15 protein-coding genes are annotated in these 14,423 nt (G+C 72.4%); 13 read left to right on the top strand and 2 right to left on the bottom strand.

Features of this window, described 5'->3' with window-relative positions:
* The first annotated feature begins 1 nt into the window (after position 1).
* The 4 genes from aroB to VH969_RS15560 are packed head-to-tail and all read left to right on the top strand — an operon-like array spanning position 2 to position 4,046.
* Complete coding sequence (aroB, locus tag VH969_RS15575; RefSeq protein WP_331974667.1) at positions 2 to 1,078, top strand: 3-dehydroquinate synthase; 1,077 nt, start codon at positions 2 to 4, stop codon at positions 1,076 to 1,078.
* Positions 1,079 to 1,137: 59 nt separating this feature from the next.
* Positions 1,138 to 1,566: a type II 3-dehydroquinate dehydratase gene (gene aroQ / locus VH969_RS15570; protein ID WP_331974665.1), complete on the top strand. Its 429-nt coding sequence runs from the start codon at positions 1,138 to 1,140 to the stop codon at positions 1,564 to 1,566.
* Positions 1,563 to 2,459, top strand: coding sequence for a GNAT family N-acetyltransferase (locus tag VH969_RS15565; protein ID WP_331974663.1), 897 nt, complete (start codon positions 1,563 to 1,565; stop codon positions 2,457 to 2,459). Before aroQ ends, VH969_RS15565 begins: the two co-directional genes overlap by 4 nt.
* 57 nt (positions 2,460 to 2,516) lie before the next feature.
* Positions 2,517 to 4,046, top strand: a complete 1,530-nt coding sequence (locus tag VH969_RS15560; RefSeq protein WP_414638521.1) for a glycoside hydrolase family protein — start codon at positions 2,517 to 2,519, stop codon at positions 4,044 to 4,046.
* Here the strand turns inward: VH969_RS15560 and VH969_RS15555 are convergent.
* Entirely contained in the window at positions 4,010 to 4,480 is a 471-nt protein-coding gene (locus VH969_RS15555) for a B-4DMT family transporter (RefSeq protein WP_331974659.1), read from the bottom strand. The genes VH969_RS15560 and VH969_RS15555 overlap by 37 nt on opposite strands.
* Positions 4,481 to 4,518: 38 nt before the next feature.
* Here VH969_RS15555 and VH969_RS15550 point away from each other — a divergent pair, with 38 nt between their 5' ends.
* From VH969_RS15550 to VH969_RS15535, 4 genes are all read left to right on the top strand, one after another.
* On the top strand, positions 4,519 to 5,625 hold the full coding sequence (locus tag VH969_RS15550) for a M24 family metallopeptidase (RefSeq protein ID WP_331974657.1): 1,107 nt from the start codon (positions 4,519 to 4,521) through the stop codon (positions 5,623 to 5,625).
* 33 nt (positions 5,626 to 5,658) lie between these two features.
* A complete protein-coding gene (efp, locus tag VH969_RS15545; RefSeq protein ID WP_331974655.1) occupies positions 5,659 to 6,222 on the top strand; it encodes an elongation factor P in 564 nt (187 codons plus the stop codon).
* The gene (gene nusB / locus VH969_RS15540; protein WP_331974653.1) at positions 6,223 to 6,642 is read left to right on the top strand and encodes a transcription antitermination factor NusB; all 420 of its coding nucleotides are present in this window, start codon (positions 6,223 to 6,225) and stop codon (positions 6,640 to 6,642) included. It abuts the gene before it with no gap.
* Between the two features lie 73 nt (positions 6,643 to 6,715).
* Positions 6,716 to 7,639 (top strand): DMT family transporter, encoded by a 924-nt coding sequence (locus VH969_RS15535; RefSeq protein ID WP_331974651.1) that lies wholly within the window; start codon positions 6,716 to 6,718, stop codon positions 7,637 to 7,639.
* 63 nt (positions 7,640 to 7,702) lie between these two features.
* Here VH969_RS15535 and bldD read toward each other — a convergent pair whose 3' ends face one another.
* Positions 7,703 to 8,191, bottom strand: coding sequence for a transcriptional regulator BldD (bldD, locus tag VH969_RS15530; RefSeq protein WP_075123575.1), 489 nt, complete (start codon positions 8,189 to 8,191; stop codon positions 7,703 to 7,705).
* 256 nt (positions 8,192 to 8,447) lie between these two features.
* Here bldD and pyrR point away from each other — a divergent pair, with 256 nt between their 5' ends.
* The 5 genes from pyrR to carB all read left to right on the top strand — a co-directional run.
* Positions 8,448 to 9,035 (top strand): bifunctional pyr operon transcriptional regulator/uracil phosphoribosyltransferase PyrR, encoded by a 588-nt coding sequence (pyrR, locus tag VH969_RS15525; protein ID WP_331974647.1) that lies wholly within the window; start codon positions 8,448 to 8,450, stop codon positions 9,033 to 9,035.
* Positions 9,032 to 9,967: an aspartate carbamoyltransferase catalytic subunit gene (locus tag VH969_RS15520; protein ID WP_331974645.1), complete on the top strand. Its 936-nt coding sequence runs from the start codon at positions 9,032 to 9,034 to the stop codon at positions 9,965 to 9,967. The genes pyrR and VH969_RS15520 overlap by 4 nt, the downstream gene beginning before the upstream one ends.
* Positions 9,964 to 11,253, top strand: a complete 1,290-nt coding sequence (locus VH969_RS15515; protein WP_331974643.1) for a dihydroorotase — start codon at positions 9,964 to 9,966, stop codon at positions 11,251 to 11,253. Before VH969_RS15520 ends, VH969_RS15515 begins: the two co-directional genes overlap by 4 nt.
* A complete protein-coding gene (gene carA, locus VH969_RS15510) occupies positions 11,250 to 12,371 on the top strand; it encodes a glutamine-hydrolyzing carbamoyl-phosphate synthase small subunit (RefSeq protein ID WP_331974641.1) in 1,122 nt (373 codons plus the stop codon). The genes VH969_RS15515 and carA overlap by 4 nt, the downstream gene beginning before the upstream one ends.
* Positions 12,358 to 14,423 (top strand): carbamoyl-phosphate synthase large subunit (gene carB, locus VH969_RS15505; protein WP_331974638.1); only part of this gene is annotated, 2,066 nt, incomplete at its 3' end. The genes carA and carB, both read left to right, overlap by 14 nt.

Raw genomic sequence — 14,423 nt, 5'->3', positions numbered from 1 at the left:
AGTGGAGCCGGCGCGGATCAGGGTGGCCACCGAGCGGCCGTACGAGGTCGTGGTCGGGCGGGACCTCACGGACGAGCTCGTGGCACAGGTCGCCGGAGCGCCGAAGGTCGTGATCATCCACCCGCCGACGCTCGTCGACGGCGCCGAGACGCTACGCGGCCGGCTGCGCGCCGCGGACGTAGACGCGCACCTGATAGCGATCCCCGACGCCGAGGAGGGCAAGAGCCTCGAGGTCGCCGGCCAGTGCTGGGACGCCCTCGCCGCGGTGGGCATGGACCGTGGCGGCACGGTCGTGGCCTACGGCGGGGGAGCGGTGACCGACCTCGGCGGCTTCGTGGCGGCGACGTGGATGCGTGGCGTGCGGCTGGTCAACGTGCCGACCACGTTGCTCGGCATGGTGGACGCCGCGGTCGGCGGCAAGACCGGCATCAACATCGGCGCCGGCAAGAACCTCGTCGGCGCGTTCCACGAGCCGTCCGCCGTGCTCGCCGACCTCGACATCCTGCGCACCCTGCCGGCCGACGACCTCGCCGCGGGCATGGCCGAGGTGATCAAAGGCGGCTTCATCGCGGACCCACGGATCCTCGAGCTCGTCGAAGCGGACCCGAAGGCGGCGCTCGACCCGGACGGCGACGTGCTGGCCGAGCTGGTGCGGCGCAAGATCCAGGTCAAGGCCGACGTCGTGGCCGCCGACCTCCGCGAGTCGAGCCTGCGCGAGATCCTCAACTACGGCCACACCCTCGGCCACGCGATCGAGCGCCGCGAGGGCTACCGGTGGCGGCACGGCGCGGCGGTCAGCGTCGGCCTGGTGTTCGCCGCGGAGCTGGCCCGCCACGCCGGCCGCCTGGACGACGGCACCGCGGACCGGCACCGCGCCGTCCTCGAGTCGATCGGCCTGCCGACCGGCTACGAGCGCGACGCGCTGCCGGACCTGGTCGAGGCCATGCGCGGCGACAAGAAGACCCGCGCCGGCGTGCTCCGCTTCGTGGTGCTCGACGCGCTCGCCCGGCCGGGCCGGCTGGAGGACCCCGAGCCGGGCCTGCTGACCACCGCGTACGCGGCGATCAGCAGGCCATGAGCGGGTGCGTGCGGGCCTGGCTACCCTTGCCCCGTCGCTACTCCTGAAGGGGCCCGCACATGAAGGCGCTGGTGCTCAACGGACCCAACCTGGGCAGGCTGGGCACGCGCGAGCCGGAGATCTACGGCCGCACCACCTACGCCGACCTCGTCGAGCTGTGCGAGAAGACCGGCCGCGAGCTCGACGTCGAGGTCACCGTCCGCCAGACCGACCACGAGGGCGAGATGCTCGGCTGGCTGCACGAGGCCGCGACGCACAAGATCCCCGTCGTGCTCAACGCGGGTGCCTGGACGCACTACTCGATCGCCGTCCGGGACGCCTGCGCGCAGCTGACCGCGCCGCTGGTCGAGGTGCACATCACGAACGTCCACAAGCGCGAGGAGTTCCGGCACCACAGCTACATCTCCGCGGTGGCCAGCGGCGTCATCGTGGGCCTCGGCGTCGACGGCTACCCGCTCGCGCTGCGCTGGCTCGCCGCCAACGCATGACCACGCTCCGGACCGACCGGCTCGTCCTCCGACCGCTGCGGCGCGACGACGCCGACGCCCTCCTCGCCATGTTCGCCGACGACCCGGAGGACGAGCGCGACCCGGAACACGACCTCACCAACACCGAGGTCGTGGCCACGCTCGTCCGGCGCCGGCTGGGCGCGCCCGGCCCGGAGGGCACCGGCGAGTGGGTCATCGAGCTCGACGGCGTGCCGATCGGCATCGGCCAGCTGCGCCTCTCGAAGGACGTCGCGGGCACGTTCGAGTGCGGCTGGTACGTCGGCCGTGCGCACCGCGGCACCGGCCTCGCGCACGAGGCCGCCCGCGCGATCGTCGACCACGCGCACGACACGCTCGGCGCACCGGCCGTGTTCTCCCTGGTACGCGAGGACAACCCGCGCGGCCGCGCGTTCACCGAGCGGCTCGGCTTCGTCCGCGTCGGCTCTCGCGAGCACCGCGGCCGCTTCCATCACGTGTACGTCGACCTCGCCAAGCCCGCCGGCGTGCACCACGTCGAGCTGTGGGTCGCCGACCTGCCGGGCGCGGAGCGCTCGTTCGGCTGGCTGTTCACCGAGCTGGGCTGGCGCGAGTACCAGCGCTGGCCCCGTGGCGTGAGCTGGCGGCGCGGCGCCTCCTACGTCGTCGTCGAGGACTCGCCGGACCGGCGCGGCGACCGCCACGAGCGCGTCCGGCCCGGGTTGAACCATCTGGCCCTGCACGTTCGCGACCGGGCCGAACTGGACCGGATCACGGCCGCCGCGCCCGAGCACGGCTGGCGGCTGATGTTCGCCGACCGGCACCCGCACGCGGGCGGCCCCGACCACGTGGCGGCCTACCTGGAGAACGAGGACGGCTTCGAGGTGGAGCTGGTGGCAAGCGAACCGATCGGGTGATCCTTAGACTCTTTCGTGGATTCAACCGGGCAGACGACGTCGAGAGGCACTTCCGCGATGCGCGCCACGCACCGTCGAAGACGGGCCGCCGTGTCCGCCGCGCTCCTGGCGCTGACGTTCATCGCCGCGTGCACGACCAGTGAGGCGTCCGCGCCCGGGAACGGCCCCGAGATCGAGGTCGTGCCCGGGAAGACCCCGTCCCCGTCCGCGAAGCCCGGCCAGGGCAAGCAGAGCCCGCTCCCGCTGGTCACCTTCCGCGGCCGCAAGAGCGACAAGACGGTCGCCTACGGCGGCGGCGACGCACCGTACGACTACGCCCCGTCCGTACTGCTCGACGGCGGCCGGTACCGGATGTGGTGGTGCAGCCAGCTCGGCGTCGCGAACCCGGCGGGCGACGACATCGTGATGGCCGAGGCCCGCTCGATGGACGGGCCGTTCGCCGGCCCCGACGGCAAGCGCGCCACGCCGATCTTCTCCGGGCGGCCCGGCGGCTTCGACGCCATGCACACCTGTGACCCGTCGGTGGTCCGGGTGGACGGCGTCTACTACATGTACTACACCGGCGCCGCCGGCGACCACGCCCACGGCAACGCGATCGGCCTCGCCGTCAGCCGCGACGGCCGGGTGTGGTCGCGGGTCAACGAGGGCAAGCCGATCGTCAGGTCGGCGCGGCACGTGTCGAACGGCAACACCTACGGCGCCGGCCAGCCATCCGTGCTGTTCCTGGGCGACAAGTTCTACCTGATGTTCACCGACACGACGGGCGAGGGCGCCGGTCGCAACGGCGCCGGCCAGTTCGTCCTGCGCTCCCGCGATCCCAAGTTCTCCGAGGGCGTCGAGGCGCTCGGCCCGGACGGGTTCGAGAAGGTGCCGGACACGAGCGCCCGCGGCCGCACGATCGTCGACGCGTTCAGCGCCGACTGGATGTGGGTGGACTCGCTCGCGGCGTTCGCCGTCGCGCACGAGACCAGCAACGGCACGCTGCTCACCTTCTGGGACATCGACTTCCACACCAACCCGTACGACCCGGTGCTCGTGCCGGGCATCTGGCGCGAGGGCCCGGGCCTGGTCCGCCGGCCGGACGGGCACGCCATCGTGTCTACAGAGGACCCATGCGGCACCTTGCCGCTCGACCTCGTGCGCGCCACCAAGGAAGGCCGCCACGGACCCGCGGACCTGCGCCACTTCGGGCTGGACGTCGGCGGGTTCGACGCCTGCAAGACCACCGGCCGCGCGCTGCTCGCGCTCGACGGGTTCGCCATGCCCTCCCCGCAACGCACGATCGACCTCGTGATCAACGGCGAGCTCGTCCGCGTCGACCGGCGGTCGGTGGCCGAGAAGCTCGCGGTGCGCGTACTCGACGGCCGGGTCCCGTCACTCGACGACGTCAAGGTGGCCGCGCGGCTGAGACCGGGCGCCGAGGCGGTCGCCGCGCCCGGCCGCGGCACGGGGTTCGTCATCGACCACAGGCTCTGGCGGTTCGACTCGGCCGACGTGGCCGCGATGAACTCGTCCTCGCCGCGGCAGGTGTCCGACGAGGACTGGGACGCCTACGACCGCGGGCCCGACCTCGACCCGTCGCGCTGAGGCACGTCCGGCTCCTCGCGGCTCCCGCGGCCCGAAACGTGAATCCACCGCCCCACTACCAAACCGATGCACGCCGGCACCAGGACCAGCAGGGCGGTGAACGCGGCACCGCCGGTCAGCGCGGCGCCGAGGTCGGCCACCCCGCTCTGGTCCACGAAGATCGACTTGCCGACGATGCCCAGGATCGCGGCGCCCCAGCCCGCGACGAGCGACGCGATCAGCCAGACCTTGCCGCGCTCGGGCACGTCGCGCCAGGTGTCCACCGCGCCCCACACCGCGGCCACCGCGACCAGCACGCCGAGCACGATCGCCTCGAAGAGCGTGCGTGAGGTCGGGTGGTGGACGCCGAAGCCGGTCCGTACGGTCTCGGCCGCGGCGTGCACGACGGCCAGCACGCCACCGCGCAACAGCCAGCTCCGCGGGGTCGTTCGCATCGCCACAGCGTATGCGCCCGCCTACTAAGCTCGCACGCATGCCCGAGACCCACGTGCGCCGCCGTGCGGCGCTGCGCGCTCAGCTGCGTGAGCGCGACCTGGACGCCCTGCTCGTGGTCGACCTGCGCAACGTGCGGTACCTGACCGGGTTCACCGGGTCGAACGCCGCGCTGCTGGTGCACGCCGGCGATGAACCGGGCCGCGAGGGGCGCACGGTGTTCTGCACAGACGGGCGCTACCTGACCCAGTCCGGGCAGCAGGTGCCCGACCTCGAGCGCCTGATCGACCGGCCGTGCCCGCCCGCGCTGCTCGCGCGTGCCGCCGCCTCGGCGGCGTACCGGCGTACCGGGTACGAGAGCCACCGGGTCACCGTCGAGGAGCTCGACACGCTGACCGACGCTGCGGGCGGGGCCGAGCTGGTCCGCTCGCCGGGACTCGTCGAGCGGCTGCGGATGGTCAAGGACGACGCGGAGATCGAGGCGCTGCGCATGGCGTGCGCGGCCGCGGACCGCGCGCTCGCCGACCTCATCGAGCACGGGGGGCTGGCGGCCGGGCGCACCGAGCGCGAGGTCGCGCGCGACCTGGAGAGCCGCATGCTCGACCACGGCGCGGGCGGCCCGTCCTTCGAGACGATCGTCGCCACCGGCGCGCACTCCGCGGTCCCGCACCACCGGCCGACCGACGCCGTGCTGGCGCAGGGCGACTTCGTGAAGCTCGACTTCGGCGCGCTCGTCGACGGCTACCACTCGGACATGACGCGGACGTTCGTGCTGGGCAGTCCGGCCGACTGGCAGCGTGAGCTGTACGACCTCGTGGCTACCGCGCAGGCCGCCGGCCGGGCCGCCCTGCGGGTGGACGCCGACGTGAGCGACGTCGACGCGGCGGCCCGCGACGTCGTCGAGCGGGCGGGCCGCGGCGAGGAGTTCCTGCACGGGCTCGGCCACGGCGTGGGGCTGGAGATCCACGAGGCCCCGGCCCTGGCCAAGACCGGCAAAGGTAGACTTGCCGCCGGCATGGCAGTCACCGTGGAGCCGGGCGTGTACCTGTCCGGCAGGGGCGGGGTCCGAATCGAGGACACGCTCGTCGTGCGGGACGGCGAGCCGGAGCTTCTCACGCTGACGACCAAACAGCTCGTCGTCGTGTGACCCCGCCAGCGAGTAACAGGAGAGACCTACCCCGTGGCTTCCACCAACGACCTGAAGAACGGCCTGGTGCTCAACCTCGACGGGCAGCTGTGGTCCGTCGTCGAGTTCCAGCACGTCAAGCCCGGTAAGGGGCCGGCTTTCGTGCGCACCAAGCTCAAGCACGTGCTGAGCGGCAAGGTCGTGGACAAGACGTTCAACGCCGGCGTGAAGGTCGACACCGCGACCGTGGACCGGCGTGAGATGACCTACCTGTACCAGGACGGCGCCCAGTTCGTGTTCATGGACGGCGACACCTACGAGCAGATCCACATCGACGGCGACGTGGTCGGCGACTCGTCGCGGTTCATGCTGGAGAACCAGAACGCGACCGTCGCGTCGCACGAGGGCACGCCGCTGTACGTCGAGCTCCCGGTGACGGTCGAGCTCGTGATCAAGCAGACCGATCCGGGCCTGCAGGGTGACCGCTCCACGGGCGGCACGAAGCCGGCCACGCTCGAGACCGGCGCGGAGATCCAGGTCCCGCTGTTCCTGTCGACAGGGGAGAAGGTCAAGGTCGACACCCGCGACGGCCGTTACCTCGGGCGCGTCAGCTCCTAGATGGGCGCGCGCAGCAAGGCACGCAAGCGCGCGGTCGACGTCCTGTACGCGGCCGCCCTGCGCGACGCGGACCCGCTGACCCTGTACGCCGAGCGCACGGAGGCGTCGAAACAGCCGGCACCGAACGACTACGCCGCGACGCTGCTCGAGGGCGTCGTCGCGCATCGCGAACGGATCGACGAGCTGCTCGCCGAGCACGCGGAGGGCTGGACGCTGGACCGCATGCCGTTCGTGGACGTGGCGATCCTGCGGCTCGGGGTGTACGAGCTGCTGTGGGCACAGGACGTCCCGGACGTGGTCGCCGTGGACGAGGCCGTCCAGCTGGGCAGCATGCTCTCGACGGACGACTCGCCGCGCTTCATCAACGGCGTCCTGGGCCGCCTCGCGACGATCGCCGAACGCCTCCGCGCCACGTTGTAATCCCGCGCGGCGCGGTGTCCCAGAGGGCGGAATCTCGCGAGATTCTGTCGGTTGGCAGCCATATGTTGGCGGCATGAGCGAAGCAGTCGACCGTCGCAGCCTCGTCGCCGCCGGGTTCACCGTCTTGTTCTGGGCCTCGGCGTTCGTGGCGATCCGGGACGCGGGGGAGTCGTACTCGCCGGGCGCGCTCGCCCTCGGGCGGCTGCTGTCCGGGTCCGCGGTGCTCGTGCTCATCCTGCTCGTGCGGCGGGAAGGATGGCCGCCGCGCGCCGCGTGGCCGGGGATCCTCGCCTCCGGGCTGCTCTGGTTCGGCGTCTACATGATCGCGCTCAACTGGGGTGAGCGGGAGGTCGACGCGGGCACGGCCGCGATGGTCGTCAACGTCGGGCCCGTGCTGATCGCCCTGCTCTCCGGCTGGCTGCTCCGGGAGGGCTTCCCGCGCCGGGTCCTGGCCGGCATCGGCGTGTCGTTCGCCGGCGCCGTGGTTGTCGGGTTCTCGACGTCTGGCGGCGGGTCGGCCTCCGTGCTCGGCGTCGTCCTGTGCGTGGTCGCGGCGGCGACCTACGCGATCGGCGTGACCAGCCAGAAGCCGGCCCTGCGGCACGCGTCCGCGGTGCAGGTGACGACGTTCGGCTGCCTCGTCGGCGCGGTCGCCTGCCTGCCGTTCGCCGGCCAGCTCGTCAGCGAGGCCGGCGCGGCGCCGCTGTCGGCGACGCTCGACGTCGTCTACCTCGGCGTGTTCCCGACCGCCCTGGCGTTCATCACCTGGGCATACGCCCTCGCCCGCACCACGGCCGCCAAGATGGGCGCGACGACCTACGCCGTTCCGGCCATCGTGATCGTGATGTCCTGGCTGCTCCTCGACGAGGTCCCGGGCTGGCTGACGCTGGCCGGCGGCGTCCTGTGCCTCGCGGGTGTGGCGATCACCCGGGCCCGCCCTCGCAGGCGGAGCGGGGCGCCGGCCCCGGCGGAGCCCTCCGCCACGGCCGCAACCTGAACGTGGAAGGGGATCGGAGCGGGAGCATCGCTCCGATCCCGGCGTCGTGTGTTCCCGGTCGAACTAGTCCTCTTTGGACGGCCGCGCCTCGGGCGGCAGCACGCCCCAGTCGATGAGCTGCTCGGTGAGCTCGCCCGGGGTCATGTCGTAGATGATCGCGAGCGAGCGCAGGTCCTCCGTGCGGATGGAGAGCACCTTGCCGTTGTAGTCGCCGCGCTGGCTCTGGATCGTGGCCGCGTACCTGGCGAGGGGGCCGACCTTCTCCGCGGGCAGCTGCTGCAGCCGCTCCAGGTTGATCACGATCTTGGTGGCGGGTTCGGCACCCGAAGGGACTCGGCCCTCGGGCAGCAGCTCGACCACCGGCACGCCGTAGAAGTCGGCCAGCTCGGCCAGCTTCTGCACGGTCACGGCCCGGTCGCCCCGCTCGTAGGAGCCGACCACGACGGCCTTCCACCGGCCGCCGGACTTCTGCTCAACGCCGTGCAGGGACAGGCCCTGCTGCTGGCGGATGCCGCGGAGCTTGCTCCCCAGCGCCTTGGCGTAGTCGCCCATATGGCGATTCTCCATTCATTCGCCCCGCTGGCCTATCGATGGGTGCCGCGGGTAGCCGCATATCAACACGCAGAGTAATGGTTACCCACAGTTGTCACCAGGTCAAGCTGATCTGTGAACAGAGTTTGACGAATCGCCGGATTACCACTCGCTTGGTGGATCCATTGCTCCTGGTACGGTGCTACCGCGCCCGACAAAGGCGCAGATCAGACGTCCTTTAAGGACCCGTCCAGCGAGGCGGGGAAGGAGGTCAGCCGTGGCACCGCGCAACCGCGGTGCGGCGGAACCGGCCGGGCGAGAGCTGCTCAGCGCCGGGGACGTCGCACGCACCGTCGCCCGAATGGCCCATCAGGTCATCGAGCGCACCTCGCTCGGCGCAGCCGACGCCGCACCTGTCGTTCTCCTCGGGATCCCCACCCGCGGCGCGCCGCTCGCACACCGGCTAGCCGCCCGGATCGCCGACTTCTCCGGGGCCCGGGTCCCCACCGGTGTGCTCGATATCACGCTCTACCGCGACGACCTCCGCCGCCGCCCGACCCGCCCGCTCGGCACCACCGAGCTTCCGCCGGGCGGCGTCGACGACCAGCTCGTCATCCTCGTCGACGACGTGCTCTTCTCCGGCCGGACGGTCCGCGCCGCCCTCGACGCCCTGCGCGACGCCGGTCGCCCCAGCGCTGTGCAGCTCGCCGTCCTGGTCGACCGCGGCCACCGCGAGCTGCCGATCCGCGCGGACTACGTGGGCAAGAACGTGCCCACCGCGCGAACCGAGGAGGTCCACGTCCAGCTCCACGAGGTCGACGGCCGCGACGCGGTCCTGCTGCGGCGGATGGAGGACCCGGCATGAGGCACCTGCTGGCGACCGAGGGGCTCGACGCGGCGACCGCCACCGCCGTGCTCGACACCGCCGAGGAGCTCAAGCGCACGCTGCTCGGCCGCGAGGTTCGCAAGCTCCCGACCCTGCGCGGCCGCACCGTGATCACGATGTTCTACGAGGCGTCCACCCGGACCAGGGTCTCCTTCGAGATCGCCGGCAAGTGGATGAGTGCCGACGTCGTCAACGTCTCCGCCAGCGGCTCCAGCGTGGGCAAGGGCGAGTCGCTGCGGGACACCGCGCTCACGCTCGCGGCCGCGGGCGCCGACTGCGTGATCGTCCGCCACCCGGCCTCGGGCGCGGCCCACCGCCTGGCCGGCTGGCTGCAGGAGGCGGGCACGTCGGTGGTCAACGCGGGCGACGGCACGCACGAGCACCCCACGCAGGCCCTGCTCGACGCCGCCACGCTGCGGGAACGCCTCGGCGACCTCGCGGGCAAGCGGGTCGCGATCGTCGGCGACGTGCTGCACAGCCGGGTCGCCCGGTCCAACGTCCACCTGCTCACCACGCTCGGCGCGGAGGTCGTCCTGGTCGCCCCGCCGACGCTGCTGCCCGCACACGTCGACCGCTGGCCCGTGACGGTCTCGCACACGTTCGACGCCGAGCTGCCCAGCCTCGACGCCGTGATGATGCTGCGCGTGCAGGCCGAGCGGATGCACGGCGGCTTCTTCCCGTCCGCCCGCGAGTACTCGATCGCCTACGGCATGAGCGAGGCCCGCCTCGCCGCCCTGCCCGAGCACGCGGTCGTCCTGCACCCGGGCCCGATGCTGCGCGGCATGGAGATCGCGTCCTCGGTCGCCGACTCGCCGCGCGCCGCGATCACCCAGCAGGTCGCGAACGGAGTGCACGTGCGGATGGCGGTGCTCTACCACCTGCTGGCCCACGAGGAGGAGGTGCGGTCGTGACCGGCCTGGTGCTGCGCGGGGTCCGGCCCTACGGGGAGGACCCGGTCGACCTGGAGATCCGCGACGGCGTGCTCGCCGCGCTCGGCTCCGATGTGGACACCGACGGCGCGGAGGTCCGCGACTGCGACGGGCTCGTGGCGCTGCCCGGCTTCGTCGACCTGCACACCCACCTGCGCGAGCCCGGCCGCGAGGACACCGAGACGATCGCCACCGGCTCGGCGGCCGCCGCCCTGGGCGGGTACACGGCCGTGTTCGCCATGGCCAACACCGACCCGGTCGCGGACAACGCGGTGATCGTCGAGCACGTGTGGCGCCGCGGCCGCGAGGTCGGCCTCGTCGACGTGTACCCGGTCGGCGCGGTCACCGTCGGGCTGGCGGGCGAGAAGCTCGCCGAGCTCGGCACGATGGCCGGCTCGCGGGCGCGGGTGCGGATGTTCTCCGACGACGGCAGGTGCGTCGCCGACCCGCTCCTCATGCGCCGCGCGCTGGAGTACTCGACCGCGCTGGACGCCGTCATCGCCCAGCATGCCGAGGAGCCCCGGCTGACCGTCGGCGCGCAGGCCCACGAGGGCGATCTCGCCGCGCGGCTCGGGCTCGCCGGCTGGCCCGCGGCCGCCGAGGAGTCGATCATCGCGCGGGACTGCCTGCTCGCCCGCCATACCGGCGCGCGGCTGCACGTCTGCCACGTCTCGACGGCCGGTGCCGCGGACCTGCTGCGCTGGGCGAAGGCGCAGGGCATCCGGGTGTCCGCCGAGGTCACACCGCACCACCTGCTGCTCGACGACGAGCGCCTGGCGACCTACGACCCCGTGAACAAGGTGAACCCGCCGCTGCGCACCGCCGCCGACGCGAAGGTGCTGCGCGAGGCGCTGGCGGAGGGCGTGCTGGACTGCGTGGCCACCGACCACGCGCCGCACGCCCCGCAGGACAAGGACTGCGAGTGGTCCGCGGCACGTCCGGGCATGCTGGGGTTGCAGACCGCCCTGCCGGTCGTGATACGCACGATGGTGGAGCCGGGGCTGCTGGACTGGCGCGGCGTGGCGCGGGTACTCAGCGAGCGCCCCGCCGAGATCGCCGGCCTGCCCGACCAGGGACGGCCGCTCGAGGCGGGCGAGCCGGCCACGCTCACGCTGGTCGACCCGGCCGCGAGCTGGACGGTCCGCGGCGCCGAGCTCGCCAGCATCGCGGCGAACACCCCGTACGAGGGCATGGCGCTGCCCGGCCGGGTGGTCACCACGCTGCTGCGCGGGCGGATCACCGCACACGAAGGGGAGGTACTCGCATGACGCCGGCCGCACTGGTCCTCGAGGACGGCAAGGTCTTCCGCGGCGAGGCGTTCGGCGCGACCGGCGCCACGCTCGGCGAGGTCGTGTTCTGCACCGGCATGACCGGCTACCAGGAGACGCTGACCGACCCGTCCTACCACCGCCAGATCGTCGTCGCGACCGCCCCGCAGATCGGCAACACCGGCTGGAACGACGAGGACGACGAGTCCCGCCGGATCTGGGTGGCGGGCTACGTGGTGCGCGACCCGGCCCGCGTGCCGTCCAACTGGCGTTCCCGCCGCCCGCTCGACGACGCGCTCGCCGAGCAGGGCGTGGTCGGGGTCAGCGGTGTCGACACCCGCTCGCTGACCCGGCACATCCGCGAGCGCGGCGCGATGCGTGGCGGCGTGTTCTCCGGTGACGCGCTCACCGACCAGGACACGCTCGTCGAGCGGGTGCTGGCGAGCCCGCGGATGGCCGGCGCCGATCTCGCCGGCGAGGTCACCACCGACGCGACCTACGTGGTCCCGGCGGACGGCGAGCGCCGCTTCCGGGTCGCCGCGCTGGACCTCGGCATCAAGACCAACACTCCGCGGATGCTGGCCGCGCGTGGCATCGAGACCCACGTGCTGCCGGTCGGCGCCACGATCGACGAGCTGCTCGCGGTCGAGCCGGACGGTGTGTTCCTCGCGAACGGCCCGGGCGACCCGGCCACGGCCGAGGGACCGGTCGCGCTCACCCGTGAGGTGCTGAGCCGGCGGATACCGCTGTTCGGCATCTGCTTCGGCCACCAGATCCTGGGGCGCGCGCTCGGCCGCGGCACCTACAAGATGCGCTACGGGCACCGCGGCATCAACATCCCGGTCATCGACGTGAACTCCGGCCGGGTCGCGATCACCGCGCAGAACCACGGCTTCGCGCTCGAGGGGGAGGCGGGGGAGCGGTTCGACACGCCGTTCGGCGCCGCGCAGATCAGCCACTACTGCCCCAACGACGGCTGCGTGGAGGGCGTGCGCGCGCTCGACGTGCCGGCGTTCTCCGTGCAGTACCACCCGGAGGCGGCGGCCGGCCCGCACGACGCCGCGCCGCTGTTCGACGAGTTCGTCGGCCTGATGGAGGCGAGAGATGCCCAAGCGTGACGACATCTCCCACGTTCTGGTGATCGGGTCGGGCCCGATCGTCATCGGCCAGGCCTGCGAGTTCGACTACTCCGGCACGCAGGCCTGCCGCGTGCTGCGCGAGGAGGGTCTGCGCGTCAGCCTCGTCAACTCGAACCCGGCGACGATCATGACCGACCCGGAGTTCGCGGACGCCACGTACATCGAGCCGATCACCGCCGACTTCGTGGAGAAGGTGATCGCGACGGAGCGCCCGGACGCGCTGCTCGCCACGCTCGGTGGGCAGACCGCGCTCAACACCGCGGTCGCCCTGCACGAGCGGGGCGTGCTGGAGAAGTTCGGCGTCGAGCTCATCGGCGCGGACATCGAGGCGATCCAGCGCGGCGAGGACCGCCAGCGGTTCAAGGACATCGTGGCGCAGGTGGGCGCGCAGACCCCGCGCAGCGCCGTCTGCCACACGATGGACGACGTCCGCTCCACCGTGGACGACCTCGGCCTGCCCGTGGTGATCCGGCCGTCGTTCACGATGGGCGGGCTCGGCTCCGGCATGGCGCACACGAAGGAGGACCTCGAGCGGATGGCCTCGGCCGGGCTCACCGAGAGCCCGGTGCACGAGGTGCTGATCGAGGAGAGCGTGCTCGGCTGGAAGGAGTTCGAGCTCGAACTGATGCGCGACCGGCACGACAACGTCGTGGTCGTCTGCTCGATCGAGAACATCGACCCGATGGGCGTGCACACCGGCGACTCGGTGACCGTCGCGCCCGCGATGACGCTGACCGACCGCGAGTACCAGCACATGCGCAACGTCGGTATCGACGTGCTGCGCGCGGTCGGCGTCGACACCGGGGGCTGCAACATCCAGTTCGCCGTGCACCCGCAGACCGGCCGGCTGGTCGTGATCGAGATGAACCCGCGGGTCTCGCGGTCGTCCGCGCTCGCGTCGAAGGCCACCGGGTTCCCGATCGCCAAGATCGCCGCGAAGCTGGCGATCGGCTACACGCTCGACGAGATCCGCAACGACATCACCGCCGAGACGCCGGCGTCGTTCGAGCCGACGCTGGACTACGTGGTCGTGAAGGTGCCCCGCTTCGCCTTCGAGAAGTTCCCGGGCGCGGATCCGACGCTCACGACGACGATGAAGTCCGTCGGCGAGGCCATGTCCCTCGGCCGCAACTTCGTCGAGGCGCTCGGCAAGGCGCTGCGCTCGATGGAGACCAAGGCGGCCGGTTTCTGGACCACCGCCGACCCCGACCCGCTGACCGTCGAGTCGGTCATGGCGGCGCTGCGCGTGGCGCACGACGGCCGGCTCTACACCGTCGAGCGGGCACTGCGGCTCGGCGTGAGCGTGGCCGAGGTGAGCGAGGTGTCGGGCATCGACCCGTGGTTCGTCGACCAGATCGCCTCGCTCGTCGAGCTGCGGGCGGAGGTGCGGGCGGCGCCGGTGCTCGACGAGCCCCTGCTGCGCCGCGCCAAGCGGTCCGGGTTCTCCGACCGGCAGGTCGCCGCTCTGCGCCCGGAGCTCGCCGGCGAGAACGGCGTGCGGACGCTGCGCCACCGGCTCGGCATCCGGCCGGTGTTCAAGACCGTGGACACGTGCGCGGCCGAGTTCGCCGCGCGGACGCCGTACCACTACTCGGCCTACGAGCTCGACCCCGACGCGGAGTCGGAGGTGAGCGAGCAGCGGGAGCGGCCGAAGGTGGTGATCCTCGGCTCCGGCCCGAACCGGATCGGGCAGGGGATCGAGTTCGACTACTCGTGCGTGCACGCCGCGATGGCGTTGCGGGCGGCGGGGTTCGAGACCGTGATGGTCAACTGCAACCCGGAGACGGTGTCGACCGACTACGACACCTCCGACCGGCTGTTCTTCGAGCCGCTCACCTTCGAGGACGTGCAGAACGTCATCGACGCCGAGTCCCGCGACGGCGACCTGCGCGGCGTCATCGTCAGCCTCGGCGGTCAGACGCCGCTGAAGCTGGCCGACCAGCTGCCGGCCGAGCTGGTGCTGGGCACGCCTCCGGAGTCCATCGACCTGGCCGAGGACCGCGAGCGCTGGGCCGCGCTCTGCGCCCGGCT

The organism is Actinophytocola sp. (genome assembly GCF_036555685.1).
GTDB lineage: Bacteria > Actinomycetota > Actinomycetes > Mycobacteriales > Pseudonocardiaceae > Actinophytocola.
Note: the sequence above shows the minus strand (reverse complement) of the source record. Positions and strands in the feature narration are given on the sequence as shown.